17 protein-coding genes and 1 riboswitch are annotated in these 21,720 nt (G+C 62.7%); of the genes, 5 read left to right on the top strand and 12 right to left on the bottom strand.

Features of this window, described 5'->3' with window-relative positions; all coding sequences use genetic code 11:
- Positions 1-15 precede the first annotated feature (15 nt).
- A complete protein-coding gene (gene pth, locus GBB18_RS00405) occupies positions 16-681 on the top strand; it encodes an aminoacyl-tRNA hydrolase (protein ID WP_225990198.1) in 666 nt (221 codons plus the stop codon).
- A 16-nt stretch (positions 682-697) separates the two neighbouring features.
- Here pth and GBB18_RS00400 read toward each other — a convergent pair whose 3' ends face one another.
- A complete protein-coding gene (locus tag GBB18_RS00400) occupies positions 698-2,086 on the bottom strand; it encodes an anaerobic C4-dicarboxylate transporter (RefSeq protein WP_151640375.1) in 1,389 nt (462 codons plus the stop codon).
- A 766-nt stretch (positions 2,087-2,852) separates the two neighbouring features.
- The gene (locus tag GBB18_RS00395) at positions 2,853-3,803 is read right to left on the bottom strand and encodes a Sir2 family NAD-dependent protein deacetylase (protein WP_192795850.1); all 951 of its coding nucleotides are present in this window, start codon (positions 3,801-3,803) and stop codon (positions 2,853-2,855) included.
- On the opposite strand from GBB18_RS00395, the gene GBB18_RS00390 reads away from it, so the two are divergent.
- From GBB18_RS00390 to pnuC, 3 genes are all read left to right on the top strand, one after another.
- Positions 3,802-5,436 carry a peptide chain release factor 3 gene (locus GBB18_RS00390; RefSeq protein WP_151640374.1) on the top strand — a complete coding sequence of 545 codons (1,635 nt, stop codon included), beginning with the start codon at positions 3,802-3,804 and terminating at the stop codon, positions 5,434-5,436. The two genes, GBB18_RS00395 and GBB18_RS00390, sit on opposite strands and share 2 nt — an antisense overlap.
- A gap of 1,090 nt (positions 5,437-6,526) precedes the next feature.
- Positions 6,527-7,579 carry a hypothetical protein gene (locus GBB18_RS00385; RefSeq protein WP_151640373.1) on the top strand — a complete coding sequence of 351 codons (1,053 nt, stop codon included), beginning with the start codon at positions 6,527-6,529 and terminating at the stop codon, positions 7,577-7,579.
- A gap of 36 nt (positions 7,580-7,615) precedes the next feature.
- Positions 7,616-7,741, top strand: a riboswitch (FMN riboswitch).
- A gap of 148 nt (positions 7,742-7,889) precedes the next feature.
- Complete coding sequence (gene pnuC / locus GBB18_RS00380; RefSeq protein ID WP_151640372.1) at positions 7,890-8,597, top strand: nicotinamide riboside transporter PnuC; 708 nt, start codon at positions 7,890-7,892, stop codon at positions 8,595-8,597.
- A 109-nt stretch (positions 8,598-8,706) separates the two neighbouring features.
- Here pnuC and GBB18_RS00375 read toward each other — a convergent pair whose 3' ends face one another.
- From GBB18_RS00375 to GBB18_RS00345, 7 genes are all read right to left on the bottom strand, one after another.
- Positions 8,707-9,795, bottom strand: a complete 1,089-nt coding sequence (locus GBB18_RS00375) for a 3-hydroxyisobutyryl-CoA hydrolase (RefSeq protein ID WP_151640371.1) — start codon at positions 9,793-9,795, stop codon at positions 8,707-8,709.
- A gap of 181 nt (positions 9,796-9,976) precedes the next feature.
- Positions 9,977-10,879, bottom strand: a complete 903-nt coding sequence (ppk2, locus tag GBB18_RS00370) for a polyphosphate kinase 2 (protein ID WP_151640370.1) — start codon at positions 10,877-10,879, stop codon at positions 9,977-9,979.
- Between the two features lie 106 nt (positions 10,880-10,985).
- Positions 10,986-11,312 carry a putative quinol monooxygenase gene (locus GBB18_RS00365; RefSeq protein WP_151530073.1) on the bottom strand — a complete coding sequence of 109 codons (327 nt, stop codon included), beginning with the start codon at positions 11,310-11,312 and terminating at the stop codon, positions 10,986-10,988.
- A gap of 41 nt (positions 11,313-11,353) precedes the next feature.
- Complete coding sequence (locus tag GBB18_RS00360) at positions 11,354-13,150, bottom strand: ABC-F family ATP-binding cassette domain-containing protein (protein WP_151548925.1); 1,797 nt, start codon at positions 13,148-13,150, stop codon at positions 11,354-11,356.
- 64 nt (positions 13,151-13,214) lie between these two features.
- Complete coding sequence (locus tag GBB18_RS00355; protein WP_151640369.1) at positions 13,215-14,162, bottom strand: 4-(cytidine 5'-diphospho)-2-C-methyl-D-erythritol kinase; 948 nt, start codon at positions 14,160-14,162, stop codon at positions 13,215-13,217.
- A complete protein-coding gene (rsmA, locus tag GBB18_RS00350; RefSeq protein ID WP_151640368.1) occupies positions 14,159-15,079 on the bottom strand; it encodes a 16S rRNA (adenine(1518)-N(6)/adenine(1519)-N(6))-dimethyltransferase RsmA in 921 nt (306 codons plus the stop codon). The genes GBB18_RS00355 and rsmA overlap by 4 nt, the downstream gene beginning before the upstream one ends.
- Positions 15,080-15,222: 143 nt before the next feature.
- Positions 15,223-16,362: a resuscitation-promoting factor gene (locus tag GBB18_RS00345; RefSeq protein ID WP_151640367.1), complete on the bottom strand. Its 1,140-nt coding sequence runs from the start codon at positions 16,360-16,362 to the stop codon at positions 15,223-15,225.
- Positions 16,363-16,819: 457 nt separating this feature from the next.
- Here GBB18_RS00345 and GBB18_RS00340 point away from each other — a divergent pair, with 457 nt between their 5' ends.
- Positions 16,820-17,692 (top strand): HAD family hydrolase, encoded by an 873-nt coding sequence (locus GBB18_RS00340; RefSeq protein ID WP_151640366.1) that lies wholly within the window; start codon positions 16,820-16,822, stop codon positions 17,690-17,692.
- Here the strand turns inward: GBB18_RS00340 and GBB18_RS00335 are convergent.
- The 3 genes from GBB18_RS00335 to GBB18_RS00325 form a co-directional block, all read right to left on the bottom strand.
- Positions 17,677-18,501, bottom strand: a complete 825-nt coding sequence (locus tag GBB18_RS00335; protein WP_151640365.1) for a TatD family hydrolase — start codon at positions 18,499-18,501, stop codon at positions 17,677-17,679. The genes GBB18_RS00340 and GBB18_RS00335 overlap by 16 nt on opposite strands.
- 4 nt (positions 18,502-18,505) lie before the next feature.
- Positions 18,506-20,338 (bottom strand): methionine--tRNA ligase, encoded by a 1,833-nt coding sequence (metG, locus tag GBB18_RS00330; RefSeq protein ID WP_151548931.1) that lies wholly within the window; start codon positions 20,336-20,338, stop codon positions 18,506-18,508.
- Between the two features lie 96 nt (positions 20,339-20,434).
- Positions 20,435-21,697 carry an alpha/beta fold hydrolase gene (locus tag GBB18_RS00325; RefSeq protein WP_151640364.1) on the bottom strand — a complete coding sequence of 421 codons (1,263 nt, stop codon included), beginning with the start codon at positions 21,695-21,697 and terminating at the stop codon, positions 20,435-20,437.
- Positions 21,698-21,720: the final 23 nt, after the last annotated feature.

Here is a 21,720-nt window from a genome sequence, read left to right as displayed (position 1 = left end):
TGCAAGAATCGATGCGTGCACGGATTTGAAAACCTCAGCGACTCCCTCCGCTCCTTCTTCGCTCGCCTCGGCTCGCGGACTCCCACCCCCACCACGAGCCTGCCCGAGCGCATCGATTACCTGATTCTAGGACTAGGCAACCCCGGTAGTAACTATGAGGCCACCCGCCACAACGTGGGCTACATGGCTCTCGATGACATCTTGGCGCAGCGCGGCGATATCCTCACCCCGGTCGCCGGTGCCCCCTTAAGTATCGCCGCACTGGAGCATGACGGCCGCAGCATTGTGCTGGCCCGCTCGCATACCTATATGAATAACTCGGGCGAGGCTATCGAGGCTCTCCAACGCCACCTCGAACTGGATGCCGAGCACGTGATCGTGATCCACGATGAGCTGGATCTTCCCGCTGGGGCGGTGAAGATCAAACGCGGCGGCAATGAAAATGGCCACAACGGGCTGAAATCGCTCAGCGCCGCTTTGGGTACTCGGGACTATGTGCGGGTGCGCATCGGTATCGGCCGTCCGCCACAGAGCGAACCGGTAGCCATCCCCGTGTGGGTGCTGGGACCTATCGATCCGTCTCCAGAGATGGAGCAGGCCATTGCCCGGGCCGCCGAGGGGGCCTGGTTGGCAGCCACCGACTCGCTCAGCGCCGCGCAGAATACGACCAACCGGCGCTAGAGTGGATCTCCACCGTCTATCCGAGGATGAGTTGGGCAAGCAGCGAGCCCACCACACAGGAGGTAGCCACACTGATGGCACCCGGGATAAGGAAGGAGTGGTTAATCACGAACTTCCCGATCCGAGTGGTGCCGGTGCGATCAAAGCCGATGCACGCCAGATCTGATGGATAGGTGGGCAGGATCCAGTAACCGTAGGCCGCTCCGTAGAAGCCGACGATGAGCACCGGATCCACTCCGAGGCTCAAGCCCAAAGGCGCGATAGCCACCAACGCCGCAGCTTGGGAGTTGACCAGTTTGGACACAATGAGCAGCACCAAGGCATAGGTCCACGGCGCGGACGCCACTACATCGCCTAGGCCGTCTTTGAGTGCGTCGATGTGAGTACTGAAGAAGGTATCCGCCATCCAGGCCACTCCGAAGACGGAGAACACCGCCGTCATACCCGCTTTGAACACGGTGGTATTGGCGATCTTCGTCTTATCCACCTCGCACCACAGCAGGATGATAGCACCGGCCACCAGCATCACCATCTGAATCACGAGATTCATCGATAGCGGTTTCATCACCCCATCCTCGGTGGGGAAACTGGGCCGTAGCCCCTCAACGGCACCCAACAGCACCACCACAGCAATCGCAGAGAAGAACACCGCCACCGCTCGGTAGGCGCTTGTATCGAAGGTTTGCGAAAGCAGCGAGGTGTTGCCGCTGCGCATCGTCTCGGCGAACTCGGGATCTTGTAGCCGCTGCTGGAACTCAGGATCATCATCGAGGTCCTTGCCGCGGCGCGTGGACCACAACGCGGCCAGCAACACACCGCTCAGAGAAGCCGGCAGCGCCACCGAGAGGATTTGCGGGATGGAAAAAGCCTGATCGATTACCCCAGCTTTCTCGGCCAAGATTGAGGCAAGAGATACCGTGGCCACCGAGACCGGCGAGGCGGTGATACCCATCTGCGCCGCAGTGGACGCCGCAGCCATGGGCCGCTCGGGACGGATCTTCTTCTTCACCGCGATGTCTTCGATGATGGGAAACATCGTGTACACAACGTGGCCGGTGCCACACAGCACTGTGAGTGTCCACGTGGTTAGCGGCGCAAGAATCGTGATCAAGTGCGGCTTGGTGCGCAACAGCCGCTCGGCGAATTGCATCATCACATCCAAGCCCTTGGACTGTTGCAAGGTGGATGCGCAGCCAATCACCGCGATAATCGTGAGCATCACCGATACAGGTGGCTCGCCGGGCACCAAACCAAAAATGAAGACCAGCACCATCAGCCCGAGCCCAGAGATCAGGCCAAGCCCGATTCCGCCGTAGCGGGTGCCGAGAAGAAGACAGAAGAGAATGATCGCGACTTGCAACACGATCGCAAGGGTGGACGTGGGATCGAGGAACCCAGAAAGCATGCCACTGCCTCTCACTAGGGGATGAACAGCTTCTACACGCACCTTTAATCCCACGATCAGACCTGTGCACTCTCGTTTTCTAGGCCCAGCTGTGAGATAACAGCGCAACCCCAAGGCTAGGCCAGCAGGAGGTGGGATGTCTAGGCGTGAGTCACCTACCTGCTTCCGAGGGCTCGCTGTGCCACCGTTCTCGCTACCCTGACCGGCGTCAGTGCTTGCGGCACCGGCGATGCGGCTGATCACATAATCCACTCCTGCGGCCATCTAAGAACCGCGTTAACCGAGCATGATCTGCCGTACCAGTGCCGGCCCCTAGAGAATAGTGAGACGACTTTCGTAGCGCTCTATGTCAGCGTTCGATCGACATCCACAGCATGTTTGCTCGCTGAGGTGTTCGGACCGCCCCACCCGAGTGTCTCCCTCAGCTCTTTATAGTGCGGGCATCCTAGAAAATGCAGCCGCTAACAGCAGCCCATTCCATGAGGATGAAAGTAGCGACTTCGACGGTAACCAGCTCATTGGATACGGAGACGAGTACCACCCATCTCGCACGCCCGCAAAAACACGTCCCCAACACCAAGAAGTAGAGTGTGAACCACACCAGCACCCAGGCCCGTTCCCGCACAGGCGACTACACAGTAGCTCGGGCAGCCGGCGCCGCGCTGCTGTGCAAGGGCGATCCGGGATACAGTCCCAGCTTGACCGCGAGGGAGATGGCATCGCCTGCGAATAGCAGCAGCACTCTGCCTCTACGTAGATGAAGGCTCTAGGCCAACCCCGTGGCGTCAATGAGTGTTGCGAAGGCTTGCTGCACATCGCTGCGCCACAGCACCTCGGCGCGATCATCGGCTCGCCCTGGCCCGCCATTAATCACCACTACCGGCTTCCCGGCGCGCTGCGCCTCGATGGCGAAACGATAGCCGCTCATCACCGCCAGAGAGGAGCCAGCCACCAGCAGGAAATCGGCCTCCTCGACTAGGGCATGGGCCGCCGCCTTCCGCCTCGGGTCCACCGGTTCGCCGAAGTAGACCACATGGGGTTTGAGCAGCTGAGACCCACAGTGGGGGCAGCCCACGAGATGGAAACTCGCAACGATCTCCTCATCAAGGGCAACATCGCCATCGGGGTTCACCGCACCGCGCCTAGCCTCGGCTTTTTCAATGTAGCCGGGATTGGCGGCATGCAGGCGGGCGTCGATAAGCGTTCGTGGCATGATTTCCCCGCAGCTCAAGCACTCGATGCGGGAGAGATCTCCGTGGAGTTCCACCAGGCTTGTGCTGCCGGCGGCGCGGTGGAGGCCATCAACGTTTTGGGTAATCACCCCAGTGATCAGGCCCGCAGCTTCTAGCTCCACCAGCTGATAGTGCACTGAGTTCGGCCGAGCTGCGGCCATGTGCCGCCACCCCACAAAGGCCCGCGCCCAGTAGCGGTGCAGGGCGACGCGATCATAGCGAAACTCCTGATAGGTCATCGGCCGCGAGCGGGCGAGCGAGCCCTGCGGCCCGCGATAATCCGGAATGCCAGAGGGCGTAGACACCCCCGCGCCGGTGAGCGCAGCGGCGCGCCCGCCGGCGAAGAGCTCCGCGATCTGTGCCACCGCCTCCGCAGGCGGGGTGGGCGGAGCCGTCTCATCCACTACGCGCTGAATCGAACGCACCGCGGAGGCATGTGTGCGAGCGATTGATTCAGACACCGAGGCGTTAAGATGAAACACCATGAGCAGAGTAGTTGACGAGGCCTCGCGCCGCAGAACCTTCGCCGTGATCGCACACCCCGACGCCGGTAAATCCACCCTGACCGAGGCGTTGGCGCTGCACGCGCACATGATCGCCGAAGCCGGCGCGGTGCACGGCAAGGCTGGGCGCAAAGCCACCGTCTCCGACTGGATGGATATGGAAAAGGAGCGCGGCATCTCTGTCGCCAGCTCCGCTCTGCAATTCGAGTACGCGCCCGAAGGCCACCAGGGCGAGCCCTACATGATTAACCTGGTGGACACCCCCGGCCACGCCGACTTCTCTGAGGACACCTATCGCGTGCTCACCGCCGTGGATGCCGCGGTGATGCTTATCGACGGCGCCAAGGGCCTCGAGCCCCAAACCCTCAAGCTCTTCCGCGTGTGTAAGGCCCGCGGTCTGCCCATTGTGACCGTGGTGAACAAATGGGACCGCGTGGGTAAAGAACCGCTGGAATTGATGGATGAGATCGTCTCCAAGATCGGGCTGCAGCCTACCCCGCTGTTCTGGCCGGTCGGTGCCGCCGGTGATTTCCGTGGTCTGGCCCGCATCAACTCCGATGGCGAGGCGGAGGAATACATTCACTTCCTGCGCACCGCCGGGGGCTCCACCATTGCCCCCGAGGAGCACTACAGCCCCGAGGAGGCCGCCGCCAAGGAAGAGATGGCGTGGGAAACTGCTGCCGAGGAAGTAGAACTCATGGCCGCCGATGGCGCGGTGCATGATCCCGAGCTCTTCCTCGAGTGCACCACCTCCCCCACTATTTTCGCCTCGGCGATGCTCAACTTCGGTGTGCACCAGATCCTCGACGCTCTCTGCGCCCTGGCGCCGCAGCCCGCGCCCCGTTCCGCGGACCCGGCCGTGGTGGCCGCCGCAACCTCTGCCATCGACGATCACCGCGATCTGGACAGCGACTTCGCCGGTGTGGTCTTTAAGGTGCAGGCCGGCATGGATCGCAAGCACCGCGATACCCTCGCCTTCATGCGCGTGGTCTCCGGCGAATTCGACCGCGGCATGCAAGTAACCCACGCCCAGTCCGGGCGCAGCTTCTCCACCAAGTACGCGCTCACCGTCTTCGGCCGCACCCGCGACACCGTGGACACCGCCTATCCCGGCGATATTGTCGGCCTCGTCAACGCCGGCTCGCTCGCCCCGGGCGACACCATCTACGCCGGCCGGGAAGTACAATTCCCGCCCATGCCGCAGTTCGCCCCCGAGCACTTCCGCACCCTGCGGGCGAAAACCCTGGGCAAGTACAAGCAATTCCGCAAAGCGCTGGAACAACTGGACTCCGAGGGCGTGGTGCAGATCCTGAAAAACGAGGCCCGCGGCGACGCCGCCCCCATTATGGCTGCTGTCGGCCCCATGCAGTTCGAAGTGATGCAGGCCCGCATGGATGTGGAATACAACGTGGAGACCATCACCGAGCCGGTCCCCTACTCGGTGGCGCGACGCACCACCGCCGCCACCGCGCCCGAGCTGAATAAGCAGCGCGGCGTGGAGATCTTCACCCGCACCGACGGCGAACTCATCGCGCTCTTTGGCGACAAGTGGCGTCTGAGCTTCATTGAGAAGGAACACCCCGAGTTCGAACTCTTCCCGCTGGTAGCCGACTAGCCCGCCGCTGGGGGCTATGGCGCAGGGGCGCTAGTGAGCCTTGCTCTCGTGCTTGCCATCGCACCACTGCTCCGGCGGCACCGTCGCCTTTACTTGGGCGATATGCTCACCACACCCGGCCCACGTAGTTTTACCGCAGGTGGGACACGGCACAGGACGACACATAGGGACACTCCTTATATCCTCGGGAGAACTGGTTCTCCCTGCGATAATACCCCTTGTGTGCAGGGAGCGAGCAAGGATTGGGTGCCGCTGCCGGACGGAGGCGAGCCCAGAGTCGCAGCCCCGTGTGTGTGGGATGCGTTTCTTTAGCGCCCCACGGTGGCTTCGCAGAGTGCAGAGGTGTTCTGCGCCGTGCACACCAGGGCGATGGTCATCTCCGGCGCCAGGCGCACGCCCACGATTTGTAGCAGCGCCGGAATCCCCCCAAAAAAAGAGCGGCGCGATGATGGCGAAGAAGGCCGCCATAGCGCTCACGTCCGGGGCACCGATATCCGCTGCCACAAACAACCACATAAACACCCAGAACACGTAGCCCAGAACTACCAGAACGATAGTGACCACGAGTGACCACGTGAATGGGCTTGGCGAACTTGATGGCGATGAAGCTCGAGAAACTCACATCACACAGCGCCTGCAGGAAGTGCTTTAACTCCGCCCCCAGCGTTGAGTTGAGGAAAGCCAGCGGCGTCTGCATGAGCCGCCGGCCCCTAATGTGTGGTGTTGGACTAATGGTTCTCAGTGCCGGAGTAAAACGGGGCCGTACCCTGCTGGTTGGCCTGCTAGGTGAAGGGCTGGTTGCTCTGCTGATTGCCGTGCGGGTTGTTGTACTGGGCATGCGGATGGCCACTCTGGGGTGGCCTGCTGGATGTTGTTCTCCGCCGCGAACGCGCCCTGATTCTCGTCGCCCTGCGTGTGCTCGCCCTCGTTGGCGTTGGGCGGATCGTGGTTGTTCATGGCTGAATGACCCCTCTGATTGTCAGATCGTCTGAACGCTTGCGCCGCGAACCCGCCGGTGGTGGTTGGTGGATGCGGGGTGGCGCCGATAAGCATCCCGCTCTGAAGCCAAAGCTGGGTAGAATGCGGGCTTGTGACTATCCCCGCACCACGCAACATTGCTGAACTCCGCGCCGACGGCTACTTTCACCAAGCCTGTCTCGACGCCGCCTTCCTTCCCACCCTGTCCACGGCGATTGCGGTGGAGGCCGGCGATACCGACGACGAGAACCTGCAGGTCCGGCTGAGCTTCTCTGGGCAACGCTCCAGCGAGATCACCGGCCAGCGCCTCGCTATGATCCTGCCCAATGGCGTGTGGCAGTGGCTGCACCCGCGTATCGCTGAGGCAGCTGAAGAGTTCTCCATCCCTGAACTTGCGCACGAATGGGTGGCACCTCGGCCCCCAGAGCTGGACCTTGAGACTGCAGCACAACCCCTCGAGGACGGTGCTAGCACTGATGCTGCTGCACCGCATGCCTATCGCAGCCTCGCCACCGCGGAAGAACTCGCGGCGGGGATACGCACACTCTTTTCTAATGACCCCGTGCTCTATCTGCCCACCGCCGATGGCGCCACCATCATGGCGGCCGTTCCCGCTCCCACAGCCGCAGATTTTCATCGCACACTCTTTCACGCTGGAGCTTTCATGCCAGCCTCACCGGATATGGAACGCAGCATCGATGGGCTGGCTCGGCTGTTTGAATGCGACTATCGGCCCTGCGGCGAGGGCCACTATGAGCTGCGGGTGGCTGGGCAAATCGTGGGAGTAAACACCCGCGAGTCCATCGTGGTGGATTATGGCCGCGGCATGAGCTTCGCCGATGTGCTGCGCGACGCCCAGCAAGTGCCAACCGACTACCCGCCCGCCACGGATCCTTCCGTGACTGCTCATCCGGCGATCGTCCAAATGGCACAGACCAACGGCATCCCTGCGCTTCTGCGCGCCGAAGGCGCCCAGTCCGCGGCGCTGACTGGGGATCTCCACACCGCTAGGCGGTGTGTGCTCTATCGCAGCGCGGCCATGCCACCGCGGCCGGCGGCACCTGGATTGGCAACAGACAGACCAGCGTCACAACGCCCACAGAACCCTTCGGGTACCCCTAGCAGCGATGGAACTACCCCCGTGTCCCAACCTCCATCCATCTAGTTTCTGTGCTCGCCCTCGCTCGCGCGCTATAGTAAGAGACGTTCTCAGGGCGGGGCGTAATTCCCCACCGGTGGTGATAGTCCACGAGCCGCAGCTTCGGCTGTAGCAGACTCGGTGAAACTCCGGGACCGACGGTAATAGTCCGGATGGAAGAGAACCTAGGCGCTGAGCGCGCCGCACCATGCGAGACTGCCACCCTGCTGTGGCCTGTAGCCTCGGGGCGCGGTGGCTGCGATGCTGACCTATGTTGTGTTTCACCTGAGGATTTGTTTTCTGCTCAACCGAAACATGAAAGCGTGTAGGTCAGCGAATGAATCCTATAGTCGAGCTTCTTGATGCCACCGTCATCATCGGTGGTGCCCCTATTCTGTGGCGCGAAATCATAGGCAATGCTTTTGGCATTGGCTCCGCCATTTTTGGTTTGAAAAGGCGCGTATGGGCGTGGCCGGTGGGCATCATCGGCAATGTTTTGCTCTTTACCGTCTTCCTCGGCGGCGTGTTCCACACACCGCAGAATCTTGATCTTTATGGCCAAGCGGCCCGCCAAGTGATGTTCTTGGTGGTCAGCGCCTATGGCTGGTACGGCTGGCAGCGCAACCTCAACAAGCGGGATCGCTCCACCGACCAAGCCGCCGTGGAGCCCCACTGGGCCACGCCGCGACAACGCCTCGCCATCCTCACCTTCATGGTGATCAGCACCGTAGTCTGCGCCCAGATATTCTCCGCGCTTGGCTCGTGGGGGCCGTGGGCGGATGCGTGGATCTTCTCCGGTTCTCTGCTGGCCACCTTTGGCATGGCCAAGGGCTGGATCGAGTTTTGGCTGCTGTGGCTCAGCGTGGACATCGTCGGCGTGCCGCTGCTGCTCGCCGCCGGCTACTACCCCTCGGCCGTGCTCTACCTCGCCTATGGCGGGTTCGTGGCGTGGGGATTCGTGGAATGGTCCCGTATGGAGCGTCGTCGCCGCAACCAAACCAGCACGGCATCCACCGAGGCAGAACTCAGCCACAGCGCAGCCTAAGCCGCAGCCGGTGGCGGCCAGTGGCGGCCGTTGGCGGCCCAGCGCATAAGAAAACGCAGCCGGCCAGGCTCATGCGCACTCGGTCGGCTGCGTTGTTCGTCTGTAGCGACTACTTCACGGCAGCGCGGTATTTCTCCACATCCACCTCGGCGGTCGTGGCCGGATCGAAGACAGCATCGCGGTCCTTATCCACCAGCACGGCACGCACGCCCTCGACAAAGTTCTTGTCCTCGCGCAGCACCTTGCCCACGGCGAACTCATTGGCCAGTGCCGCCTGCACATTCTCCACGCGCTCGTTGGCATCCATCAGCTCCATGGTGGCCACCAACGACGCGGGGTTGGCTTGGGCTAGGTGGCCGCGGACGAGGTCCCGGAACTCCTCGCTGGGGCACTCCTGCAGCTGTGTCACTACCTCTTCCCACGAGGCAGCATCAAAGACCGTCTCGATATGCTCCATGAGCTCGGCCAGCTGGGATTCGCCCTCAAGCGGCTCGGCGAAGCTATCGATGACCGCGTTCATGCCGTCGGCGTCAGCGGCCGATTCCAGCGCCTCGCGGAGCTGCTCGAACTTCTCCGTGGGCACATAGTCGGTGGCGAGACCCGACCACAACATGTCCTGCGGGTTCAGCCGCCAAGTGGTGAGCACGAGGAACTTGGCCAGCGGGAAGGAGTGGGAGCCGGTGGCATTGACCATGCGCTGGAAGGCGTAGGTGACGCCCACATCGGGGCAGAAGCCGATGGCCATCTCCGGCATGGAGGCCCAGGAGCGCTCCGATACCACGCGCCGGCTGCCGTGCACCGATACACCCAAGCCGCCGCCCATGACGATGCCATCGATGAGGGCGATATAGGGCTTGGGGAAGTCCACCACCGCCGCGTTCATGGCGTACTCGACGTCTAAGAAGTGATCCCCCACCTCGGGCTGGCCGGCGAGGATGGCCTCGCGGATGACCCGCACATCGCCACCGGCACAGAAGGCCTTGGGGTTATTGGAGTAGATCACCACTCCGGACACGGCGTCATCCTCGCGCCACTCGTCCAAGGCATCGTGAATGATCTGACACATCTCTGTGTCGAGGGAGTTGAGGCTCTTCGGGCGGTTGAGCTCTAAGAAGCCGACCGAGCCACGAACCTCTGCGATTACTGTTTTCTCTGCTGCGGCACCCTGGGCGCCTGTAGTGGAATGTCCTGTAGTCATGTACACAGTGTGTCACAAAATGCCAAATTATGTGGCGGCGAACACTCACCTTAGGCTATGACCACAGGGCCCATACCTACGGGCTCTTCTCTCCCGCGTGTTCTTAGCGCAGGGTGCAGAAAAACGCGCACCCTCCCCACTGTTGCGGGGAGAATGCGCGCGCGACTGCGGCCGGTGGGAGCTATTTCTTGTCTTTTTTGGACTTCTTCGACTTCTTGCTCTTCTTGTCCTTCTTCGAGCCGCCCTCGAGCTTGCGCTTTTCCAGCTTCGCGGCCACATCTGGCACATAGCGGAAATCAGAGCGCGGCGGCCGATCGTAGTTGGTTTCCGACTCTGGGCGCTCGGGGATCTCCGGCAGCTCGCGGTCGATCTTCTCATAGGGAATCGTGGACAGCAGGTGGCTGATCACGTTAATGCGGGAGCGCTTCTTATCCTCGGATTCCACGGTGTACCACGGCGCGGAGGGGATGTCGGTGTGGATGAACATCTCGTCTTTGGCGCGGGAGTAGTCCTCCCAGCGGGTGATGGACTGCAGATCCATCGGTGAGAGCTTCCAGCGGCGCAGCGGATCATTGCGACGCGACCGGAAGCGCTTCACCTGCTCCTCATCAGAGACGGAGAACCAGTACTTGCGCAGCATGATTCCGTCTTCCACCAGCAGCCGCTCGAAGATGGGGGCCTGGTGCAGGAAGCGACGGTACTCAGCGGAGGTGCAAAAGCCCATCACGCGTTCCACGCCGGCGCGGTTGTACCACGAACGGTCAAAGATCACGATCTCACCGGCGGTGGGCAGGCGCTCAATATAGCGCTGGAAGTACCACTGGCCCTGCTCGCGGGAGTTCGGCGCGGGCAATGCCTCGATGCGGCAGGTACGCGGGTTGAGGTACTGAGTGATGCGCTTGATCGCGGAGCCCTTGCCGGCAGCGTCGCGGCCTTCCATGACGATCACCACGCGGGCACCGGTTTCCACCACCCATTGCTGCATATCCACCAGCTCAGCTTGGAGGTGCTTCAGCTCTTCCTCATAGGCCTTTTTCGATAGCTTCGGCGGGTCAGTGAAATCCTGTGTGTCCTTCTTGCTCATGAACACCAGAGTACCTTAAGAATCGCTGAAAAAATCACTCTATTCAGCATTAAGGGGCCAGTCCACATCGCGTGTCCTAGCCCCTAACGCCGCTACCCTTCGGCTATTACTCCTCCACGGAGAATTCAGCCATCTTATCCCACTCGGTCTTGCCTTCGATCAGGGTGTTGATGATCTCCGGGGTCTTCACCAACAGGCGCGGCATATCCACACATGCCTTCTGGAAGTGATCGGAGTTCACGTGCGGCTCCGCGGCGTCGTCCTTGAAGCCCTCGATGAGGATGTAGCTGTTCGGTTCGTCGGTGGAGCGGTACCACTCAAAGAAGAGATTGCCCTCCTCAGCCCGGGTGGCCTCGGTGAACTCGGCGACTTCCTGGCGGAAGGTCTCCACGTACTCGTCCTTGACGGTGAATTTCACATTGATCAAGATCATGGCCCCAGCCTACGAAAAATCCGCCCCCACGGCCACCAGCGCTAGGCTTCCATCTGCTCGCCCAACTCTAGCCACTGCATTTCCAGCTCCTCAGCGCGCGCTGCCGCGTCTTTGAGCTTGGCGTCCAACCCGATCATCGCCTCTTGATCCACCGCCTGCGCTGCGGCAGCCATCTGCTCATTGAGGGAGTCGATCTCCGCGCGCACCTTGTCCAGCTTGCGCTCGGTGGCGGACAACTTCTTCGACAGCGCCCGCCACTGCTTCTGATCCACCTTCTTTTCGCTTGACGACGCCTCCTTCGTGCCCACATTCAGTGGCCCCGAACCTTCCGCCGCTGCCATCTCATCGCGGCGAGTGAGATACTGCTCAATTCCGCCTGGCAGGTTGGTGAGCGCACCATCTCCGAACAGCGCCCACGTGGAATCCGCGATGCGCTCAATCAAGTAGCGGTCGTGGGAGATCACCACCAGGGTGCCCGGCCAGGAGTCCAATAAGGATTCCAACTCTTGCAGGGTATCGATATCGAGATCGTTGGTCGGCTCGTCGAGAAGCAGCACATTCGGCTCCGCCATGAGCACGCGGGTCAGCTGTAGCCGCCGCCGCTCGCCGCCAGAGAGATCCTTGATCGGGGTGCGCTGGCGCTTGGCGGAAAAGCCTAAGCGCTCCGCGAGCTGCGAGGCCGAGAGCTGTTTTTTGCCCAGCTCCACATAGCTGGCCACATCCTCCACCGCATCAAGCACGCGGCGCTCGGGATCGAGGTCATCTAATTCTTGGCGCAGCCAGCCCAGCCGCACCGTTTTGCCCTCGATGCGGCGCCCAGCATCAAGCGCATGCTCCCCCGCAAGGGCCCGCAGCAGGGTGGTTTTGCCCGAGCCATTCACCCCGACTAGGCCGATGCGCTCGCCCGGCGCGAGCCGCCAGGTGAGATCCTGCACCAGCACCCGGCCATCGGGGGTGGAGATCGTGGCATCTTCGAGCTCAATGACCACTTTTCCTTGGCGGCGCTTGGAGAAGGCCATGAGCTCCACGGTGTCGCGCGGGGCCGGCACATCGGAGATCAGCGCCTCGGCGGCCTCAATCCGGTAGCGCGGCTTCGAGGTGCGGGCCGGTGCCCCACGACGCAGCCACGCCAGTTCCTTGCGGGCGAGGTTGCGGCGGCGCTGTTCCATCGCATCCGCCTGGCGGGCGCGCTCGGCGCGAGCGAAGGTCCAGTCGTTATAGCCTCCCTCATACACGTCCACGGTGCCGTCGTGGACCTCCCAGGTGTGGGTGGCCACGGTGTCGAGGAACCAGCGATCGTGGGTGACCACCACCACCGCGAGATTGCGCTGAAGCAGATGATCGGCCAACCAACGCACGCCTTCCACGTCCAAGTGGTTGGTGGGCTCATCGAGCACCACCAGATCCAGCTCGCGCACCAGCGCGGCAGCTAGGTGGGTGCGGCGACGCTCACCGCCCGAGAGCGCAGAGACTGGGGTATCCAATCCGAGATCCACGATCCCGAGACCCGAGAGCACGTCACGCACCTTGGCATTAGAGGCCCACTCATAGGTTTCTAGCCCCAGCTGCTCCAGCACAACCTCCCCCACGGTGCGGGTATCGTCCAGCTTGGCCCGCTGCGTCACCACGGCAAGGCGCAGCTCCTTATTGTGGGAGACCCGTCCCGAATCCGGGTCGAGTTGCCCGGAGAGGATCTCAATGAGGGTGGTTTTACCACCTCCATTCAGCCCCACCACGCCGATCCGATCGTGCGATTGCACGCCAAGGCTCACGGAGTCGAGCAGGGTCTTCATCCCGAAGCTCTGGGTGACATTTTCTAGGTTGATCAAATTAGCCACGTCGGCAGGTATGTCCTTCTCACTAGTCGGCGTCGAAAGGTGGGCGAACTACGTTATATACGGCTTAAGACTCGAGTGTTTCTATACCGCGAGCCACGGTGTGTACGGCGAAGGCATCGAAAACGGTGCCCGAATCGCGCAGCTCCTCGGCCACGGCCTCGGACGCCTCGGCGCTCTCGCACAGAAATGCCATAGTGGGGCCCGAGCCGGAAACCATACCGGCGAGTGCACCCGCGGCCGTGCCGGCGGCGAGGGTGGCCCGCAGCGTCGGCATCAGCGACAGCGCCGCCGGCTGCAAGTCATTCTGTAGCTGCCGCGCCACCGCGGCCGGATCACCGCTGAGTAAAGCGGTAGCTAGGGCGCTAGTGTCTGTGCTGGACGCACCGGCCTTGCCGGCTTGGCGCATCTCATCGAGCTTGCGAAACACCTCAGGGGTGCGCAGCCCCTGCTTCTGAATCCCTAGGGCCAAGTGATAGGTGCCGCGGCTGAGCATCGGCACCAGCTGCTCCCCGCGGCCGGTGCCTAACTGCGTGCCACCTACGAGGCTAAAGGGCACATCCGAGCCGAGCTCGGCGGCGATCTCTAGCACCCGCTCCTGTGGCAAGGGTCCGTAGCCCTGGAGCGCATGCAGCACGGCGGCAGCATCCGCGGAGCCGCCGGCCATGCCACCAGCGGTGGGGATACCTTTGTGGATGTGGATATCTATCACCGGCAGGGTGATATCCGGGTTCCGTCTGCGTAGCTCCTGCAGATAGCGGGTGGCGGCGCCCACCACGAGATTGCTGGCGTCAAGCGGCACCGCGCTAGCGGCCAGGCCCGAGGCGCTCACCGCGCCCACATACTCGCTCAAGCGCGCCGGCCCCGCAGCGGGGCTGAGTCGCACCACATTGTGATTGGACAGGGATTGAAAAACGCTCGTCAGCTCGTGGAACCCATCCTCGCGGGCCGCCCCTACTCCGAGAAAAAGGTTGATTTTGGCGCAGGCCCGCACCGAGGTGCTCGCTAAGCTCATTCTGCGGCCTCCTCTCGGGCGGCCAGGGCGATATCGACGAACTCACGCACCCCGAGGCGTTCGCCGCGCAATGTGGGATCGATGCCGGCGCGGCTAAGGATCGCCGCGCTGCGCTCGCCTGAGCCGAAGTGCCCCGAGAGTGCGGCCCGCAGGGTTTTGCGGCGCTGGGCGAAGGCGGCATCCACGATGGGAAATACCTCCGCGGCACTGGCCTGCCAGGGCATATTCTCGCGCTCATAGCAATCGATACGCACCAGACCAGAGTCGATCTTCGGGGCCGGCCAGAACACGTTCTTGCCCACCAGCCCGGCGCGGCGCACTTGTCCGTAGTAGGCGGCTTTCACACTGGGCACCCCATAGATTTTGCTGCCCGGCGCGGCGGCGAGCCGATCGGCCACTTCCTTTTGCACCATCACCAATACCCGCCGCAGGGAGGGAAACTCCGCCAAGATGTGCATGAGCACCGGCACGGAGACGTTATAGGGCAAGTTCGCCGCCAACACCGTCGGCGCCACGACGCAGTCACTGCGCTGGAACTCCAAGGCGTTGCGATTGTGCACGCTGAGGGTCGCTGCGGCGGCACCGGCGCGAGCGGCCGCAGTGGCCGGTAGCTCTCCGGCGAGCCGCGGATCGATCTCCACGACCGTCACCGAGCGGGCCACCTCCAGCAATCCGAGAGTGAGCGAACCAAGCCCTGGGCCGATCTCGATCACATCGTCCGCGCCGGTGATCTCGGCGGCGGCGATGATCATCCGGACGGTGTTGGGATCGTGCAGGAAGTTCTGCCCCAGCTTCTTCGTCGGGCTCACATCGAGTTTCTCGGCGAGCTCGCGAATCTCCTTCGGGCCAAGCAGCTGGACGGCGCTGCCCTGCGGGGACACTCCTCCATCCTCGGCATGCGGCGGTGCGGTAGTCATAGTTTCTTCAGTGTAGTGGCTGATCCATTACCTCCCACTACCGAGGCGGCGGAGATAGCACGAAGCGCCCACCACAGAGGGTGGGCGCAGCAGGCAGCGGACGCGAGCAGGAACTCGCCGACCCACCCGAGCGAGCAGGGTGCTTAGCGAATGCCCAGCTTAGCGGTGCAGGCGGGCCATGCGCCCCAGCCCTGCGCGGCCTGTACCCGCTGGGCCACGGCGATCTGCTGCTCGCGGGTGGCCTGGCCGGCGGTGGGGGCGTACTCGCCGCCGCCATAGGCCTGCCAGGTGGAGGGGGCGAACTGCAGGCCACCGGAGTAGCCATTACCGGTGTTGATGCTCCAGTTGCCACCGGACTCGCACTGGGCGAGCTGATCCCAGACGCTGCCATTGGCCACGGCCGGAGCGGCCGGCTTCACGCCACGCTTGATGGTGGCGGGAGTGGAGGGGCGCAGTTCCTTCGTCTTGATCGTCACGGAGGCCACCTCCTTGCCATTGACGAGGGTGACCTTGCGAGTGATCTCTCGCTCGCCCGGGGTGGCTTCGCGCTCCACCACTTCGCTGCCCTGTTCCAAGTTGGCATCATCAACATAAACCGGATCGGCGGTGAAGGACTCGGTATCGGTCACTTCCTTTTCTTCCACCCGGGTGATGTCGATGGTCATTCCACGCTTCAGCGGTGTATCGAGTGCGGGGCTTACCTCATCCTTATCGCCCAAGGTGATGCCGCGCTCCTTGAGCACATCCCCCACGGTGCGCTCGGCCACCTTGGAATAGGTCACGGAACCGCCATCATTAATGGTGATGATCTTGGACTTCACCACGTCCACAGTGAGCCCGTCGCGGGGAATCACGGTGGTGCCGTCGAGGGAGATGAGATCAGAGGGATCCACCATGCCGAGCTCGGCCAGCAGCTCATCTACGGTCAGCGCAGTGGAATCAACGGTCTTTTCCTCGCCGTCGATCACCAGCGCAACCTGCCTGGCGCTACGCACGGTGATCGTCTGATCATCAGCGATCGCGCTCTCCGGGCTGGGGCTAACGAGATCGCGGTCGGCGGCGGGAATATCTGCCTCATCCAGCGCGGCACCGACAGTATCGGACGCGGTGGCGAGATTAATGGTCTCACCATTGAAATTAATGGTGACATCATTTTTGCTCACCGCATTGGCGGAGACCACACCGCCCACCAGCAGGGTGGCCAACATGCCGCCGGTGGCGACCCTGAGCGGAGTCGAGCTAGAGCCGGTGCCATTGATGCGAGCCTTGGTGCGGTGTCCCATGAAAGCTAGTGTTCCCTTCACCCTTAAGGTGTCGTGCGATCGTCATGTCGTGGCGCTCAGGCGGCGAGATACACAGGGTACTTCTCCCCCGCTGGCGCAATGGATGTAACAGTACGGTAACAATTCTGTGATGTCTAGAGGATGTAGCCCCTAGAGCTAGCGAGTCTTATATTTCAGACCACGCAGCTGAGACACCTATCCTCAGAGAAACCACAGCCGTCACACCTGCCCCTACCCCCTCAGCTGTACTGCTGCGGCGAAGAAAAACCCCCTCTGCACGGCCGTGCCGCCACCCCCGCTATCTAGGAGTGTTCTTGGACACAGCCGGCGCTCAGGCATGTGGGCTGCACCGGGTGGGCGCGCGTTAGGATGAGGATTCTCCCCTTAAGCTCCGCTGCGAGCAGACATGAGGGAAGAAACGCCGCCCGGAACGAGACTCCCCTAAGACAAGGACGTTATGCCCAGCCCCACTGATATCCCCGCCGGCCTACTCCGCGAGCACAGCATCGCACTTGTCGTCGCCGATATGGATGGCACCCTGCTGGGCGATGATCACATGATCCCAGAAGGGTTCTGGCCGCTGCTCAACCGCCTGAACCGCGCTGGTATCTTTTTTGCCCCTGCCTCGGGGCGGCAATACGCCACCTTGCGCGAGCAGTTCGCCCACCCCGCCGCAGACAACCCGCCACGCAACTTCATTGCAGAAAATGGCACCAATGTGGTGCTCGATGACACCACGGTGTCGAGCAGCACGATCTCCCCAGACATCGTGGGCAAGGTACTGGACACAATCGCTCGGCTGCGCGACCGCGGCCACGATATCGGCATTGTGGCCTGCACCCCCGAGGTGGCCTATGTCGATCGCGGCGATGAGGCTTTTCTGGAGCAGACGCGGCGCTACTACGCATCGATGCAGCAGGTGGATGCAGTATCCGAGCTCAACCCGGAGGAGATCATCAAGATCGCGGTGTTCGGCTTCGACTCGGTGGAAGAGAGCATCTACCCGCATCTGTCTGAGTTCTACGAGCAGGCACAGGTGACCGTATCCGGTAAGCACTGGATCGACATCATGGCGGCTGACGCCGATAAGGGTCACGGCCTGCGGGAACTCTGCGCCCAGCTGGGGATCTCGCCCAGCCAGACCTTAGCCTTCGGCGACTACCTCAACGATCTCGAACTGCTCCAGCAGGCCGGCATCGCCGTGGCCATGGCCAATGCTCACCCGCGCATCGCCGAAAGCGCAGACTTTATCGCGCCCTCCAATAGCGAGCAGGGCGTGCTGCAGGTGCTCCGCACACTACTCGACGCCCATGATCAGTCCGCGAGCTGATACACCCGCCGGAAGTTCGCCGCCACTGCAGCGCTAAACTCCTCGAGCGCCATGCCGCGGGTCGTGGCGATGCACTGGGCGGTGTGGCCGATGAAGGCCGGCTCATTACGGGCGCCGCGGAAAGGCTCGGGCGTCATATAGGGCGCATCCGTTTCATAGAGAATTTGCTCCATGGGTGCCAAAGCCGCCGCCTGGCGTAATTCATCATTGCGTTTGAAGGTGACATTGCCGGCAAAGGAGAGCACATAGCCGCGCTCGATGGCCTCGCGGGCGACCTCCAGCGGCGAGGAAAAGCAGTGCAGAATCACCGTCTTAGGCTGCGGGGAGCTATCGAGCACCCGCAGCAACTCCGCGTCAGCCTCGCGATTGTGAATCATCAGCGCCTTGCCGCTGCTCACTGCGAGGTCAATATGAAAGCGCAGCGCTTCTTCCTGCGCCTCCAGCGGGGCGCACCACTCTTCTTTGCCGATCCAGTAGGTATCAAGCCCGGTCTCACCGATGGAGACGCACAGGGGATCGGCGGCCAGTTCGCGCAAGCGGGCGCGGGCGGCGTCGTCAAGCTCACGTGCCCGCGTGGGGTGAATGGCGCACGCCGCCCACACCTGATCGAGCTGCTGCGCCACGGCCAAGGCGGCCTCGGCTTCCGCCAGGCCATCGCCGACGGTCACCATGGCCTCTACCCCAGCAGCGCGGGCGCGCTCGACCACCGCGGCCGGCTCATCGGGGCAGGAGGTGAGGTGGGTGTGGGCGTCGATAAGCCCCGTTGCCCCGGCGAGCGGGGTGGGCGTAGGTCGCTTCTTCTTTCCCATGGCTCTAGCCTGCCACCGGGGCCCAGGAGGGGCCCTCCTCGGCCAAGGCCGGGTCGAGCTTCTGGATCAGCGGCTTCGGCTTGGACAGCGGCGTGCCGGGAACACACTCAACGCGCTGCCACGCCGCCTGCTGCTGGGTGTAGTCGCCCATGATCACCGGGTAGGTCTTGTTCTTCTCCGGCAGGCCCACACCCACCGGCTCCACCGGCATATCGTCGGCTACCTCGCGCACCTGCGGGGTGGCGGCCCACTCACCCTCGCGGCCCAGGGTCTCGTGCACCTTTTGGGCGGTATGCGGGATGAAAGGAGTGAGCATGGTGTTGCAGTCGGATACCACCTGCAGCGCGGTCCACAGCACAGTGGCGAGCCGCTCCCGCTGGGTCTCGTCCTTCGCCAGCTTCCACGGCTCATTCTCCGCGATATAGGCATTGGCCTCGCCCACAATGTGCATCACCTGGTTGATCGCGGCCTTGAACTTGGAGTGCTCAAGGTTCTCCCCAGCCTCCACGAAGGCCCGCTCGGCCTGTTCCAAGAGCGCCTGCTCGGCGGCGGTGAGCTCGCCCGGGGTGGGGATCTCGCCAAAGTTCTTATAGGCCATGGACACGGTGCGATTGACCAGATTGCCCCAGCCATTGGCCAGCTCGTTGTTCACGCGGCGCACAAACTCGTCCCAGGTGAAGTCGGTGTCATTATTCTCTGGGCCGGCCACGGCGATGAAATACCGCAGCGGATCGGGGCCGAACTCCTCGAGGAAGTCCTTGACATAGATCACCACTCCCTTGGAGGAGGAGAACTTCGAGCCCGACATCGTCAAATACTCCGAGGAGACCACCTCGGTGGGCAGATCGAGCTCGCCGAGCGGGCCGGCCTCACCGCCCTTAGCGCCCTGGCCGCGATAGCCCAGCAGCTCCGCCGGCCAGATCTGGGAGTGGAAGGTGATGTTGTCTTTGCCCATGAAGTAATAGGACCGGGTCTCTGGGTTGTTCCAGAACTCGCGCCACGCCTCCGGCTCGCCGATGCGATAGGCCCACTCGATGGAGGAGGACAAATACCCCACGACCGCGTCGAACCACACATAGAGCTTCTTGGCGTTGTTCTCTTCCCAGCCCTCGATGGGAACGGGCACGCCCCAGTCGATATCGCGGCTCATGGCGCGCGGGCGGATGTCCTTGAGCAGGTTCATCGAGAACTTCAGCACATTCGGGCGCCAGTCTTTGCGCTCAGTCAGCCACGTCTCCAGCGCCTCGGCGAGGGCAGGAAGATCGAGGAAGAAGTGCTCTGTCTCGCGGAACTCCGGGGTCTCCCCGTTGAGCTTGGACACCGGATTAATCAGATCCGCTGGGTCCAGCTGGTTACCGCAGTTATCGCACTGATCGCCGCGGGCGCCATCACAGCCGCAGATCGGGCAGGTGCCCTCAATATAGCGGTCGGGCAGGGTGCGCCCCGTGGAGGGAGAAATTGCCCCCTGGGTGACTTCCTTGACCATATAGCCGTTGTCATAGAGCCCGCGGAAGAGCTCCTGCACCGTGGCGTAGTGGTTGCGGGTGGTGGTGCGGGTAAACAGGTCATAGGTCAGCCCCAGCCCGGCGAGATCCTGCACAATCTGGCGATTGTAGCGATCAGCGAGCTCTTGGACGGCCACGCCCTCCTTCTCCGCCTGCACAAGTAGCGGCGTGCCGTGCTCGTCCGTTCCCGAAATCATCAACACGTTGCGGCCACGCATTCGCTGGTAGCGCGCAAATACATCGGACGGTACGCCAAACCCTGCCACGTGACCGATGTGGCGGGGGCCATTGGCGTAGGGCCAAGCTACTGAGACGAGCACAGATTCAGACATGCCTACGAGCATAATTGATAGACAGCTAAGTCTAAGACTTAGGCGTCATTCGCTTATCGACGCCACCCTCACGCCCCGTACCCACCGCCACGGCGCTTAGCGCACCCGCTGGCCCGCGGCGAGCTCGAAGAGACGCCGCAGCACCGCGCCGTTCTGGCTCGTGCGCAATCCACCGTGCTCATATTCGCTGGTGATATAGAGTGCGACATTTTCCAGCAGCTCCCCGGTCTCGAGGGAGAAGTTCAGGGGCACGAATACGTCATTGGCGTAGACCGCAGCTGCCCCCTGCACCCCGGCGTTCCGCAATGCCTCGGCGTCGTAGAGCGTGGGCCACTCATGAGCAGCGAGAATCTCGGCCACCTCTGCCCACGGCTGGAAGGCGGGCACTGTCTCGGACCACTCTTGGAACACATGCTCGCCGAGCAAGAGCGTGGGATCCTCGCGGAACTCCTGCGGCAGACAGCGTTGCGCCGCCCAGTTGGTGGCCCCGCCATCGGCGTAGGAGGATTCGTGCAGCACATAGTAGAGCGGGTTGCGGCCCCCATAGGGCAGCAGGCCAGCAAGATCATAGGCGAATTGGCTGGACTGGGGATCCAACTGCAGGAGCTGATAGAGCTTCAGCCAGCCGTCATCGGAGCCGAGCAGGTGCCCCAGCGAGCGTAACCGAGTCTCAGAGACCACCTCGCCATCGGGCAGCACGATCTCCCCGGCACGGGCCGCCTCGAGCAGCTGGCGCATGGTCTCCCGCAGCTCGGGGAAGCGTCGATAGAACTCCTCCGAGTTGCGGCGCATCCGGCGATAGCATTCGGAATACACCTCATCCACGGAGTGGCCCACCGCGGACAAACCGCCGGTGAAATAGCAGGTATCCAGCGACTCGGGGTAGGTGCTGAGGTAGTGCAAGGTGGTGAAACCACCGAAGGACTGCCCCAGGGTGCACCAGGTATCCACCTGGAGAATCTCGCGCAGGGCCTCCGCGTCACGAACGATGCCATCGGCGCGCAGGTGGGTGAGGTATTCGGCCACCTCGGCGGCGCTATTGCCGGCAAGAATACGCTCATCGACGGGACTGGACTGGCCAGTGCCGCGCTGATCTAGCATCACCACTTGATAGCGTTCGAGGGCCGTGGGCAGCCACGAGGGCTCGGCAGGCTGAGCACAGGGGCGGGGTGCTTCCACTCCCGGGCCGCCTTGCAAGAACAGCAGATAAGGCTTGTCCTCGCCACCTGGGGCTGTGACCACGCGGGCGAACACGTCGATGGTGCGCTCGTCTGCGGGGTCGGCGCTCAAAGGCTGCGTGAAGGTGATGTTGCTGAGAGTCAGCTCACCAAGGTGCTGGGTAGATATCGTATGGCTCATAGAGCCACAGTCTACTGCCACGT

Origin of the sequence: Corynebacterium sp. 11A, from assembly GCF_008930935.1 — a bacterium.
Lineage (GTDB): Bacteria > Actinomycetota > Actinomycetes > Mycobacteriales > Mycobacteriaceae > Corynebacterium > Corynebacterium megadyptis.
This window is presented reverse-complemented; position numbering and strand designations above follow the sequence as displayed.

Bases quoted from the DNA above. Each gene is read 5' to 3' on its own strand.
- GBB18_RS00325 (WP_151640364.1), bottom strand. From the start codon at position 21,697: ATGAGCCATACGATATCTACCCAGCACCTTGGTGAGCTGACTCTCAGC.
- GBB18_RS00355 (WP_151640369.1), bottom strand. From the start codon at position 14,162: ATGAGCTTAGCGAGCACCTCGGTGCGGGCCTGCGCCAAAATCAACCTT.
- GBB18_RS00335 (WP_151640365.1), bottom strand. From the start codon at position 18,501: ATGGGAAAGAAGAAGCGACCTACGCCCACCCCGCTCGCCGGGGCAACG.
- rsmA (WP_151640368.1), bottom strand. From the start codon at position 15,079: ATGACTACCGCACCGCCGCATGCCGAGGATGGAGGAGTGTCCCCGCAG.
- ppk2 (WP_151640370.1), bottom strand. From the start codon at position 10,879: ATGAGCAAGAAGGACACACAGGATTTCACTGACCCGCCGAAGCTATCG.
- GBB18_RS00375 (WP_151640371.1), bottom strand. From the start codon at position 9,795: ATGACTACAGGACATTCCACTACAGGCGCCCAGGGTGCCGCAGCAGAG.
- GBB18_RS00340 (WP_151640366.1), top strand. From the start codon at position 16,820: ATGCCCAGCCCCACTGATATCCCCGCCGGCCTACTCCGCGAGCACAGC.
- GBB18_RS00365 (WP_151530073.1), bottom strand. From the start codon at position 11,312: ATGATCTTGATCAATGTGAAATTCACCGTCAAGGACGAGTACGTGGAG.
- GBB18_RS00395 (WP_192795850.1), bottom strand. From the start codon at position 3,803: ATGGTGTTTCATCTTAACGCCTCGGTGTCTGAATCAATCGCTCGCACA.
- metG (WP_151548931.1), bottom strand. From the start codon at position 20,338: ATGTCTGAATCTGTGCTCGTCTCAGTAGCTTGGCCCTACGCCAATGGC.
- GBB18_RS00345 (WP_151640367.1), bottom strand. From the start codon at position 16,362: ATGGGACACCGCACCAAGGCTCGCATCAATGGCACCGGCTCTAGCTCG.
- GBB18_RS00390 (WP_151640374.1), top strand. From the start codon at position 3,802: ATGAGCAGAGTAGTTGACGAGGCCTCGCGCCGCAGAACCTTCGCCGTG.
- pnuC (WP_151640372.1), top strand. From the start codon at position 7,890: ATGAATCCTATAGTCGAGCTTCTTGATGCCACCGTCATCATCGGTGGT.
- GBB18_RS00400 (WP_151640375.1), bottom strand. From the start codon at position 2,086: ATGCTTTCTGGGTTCCTCGATCCCACGTCCACCCTTGCGATCGTGTTG.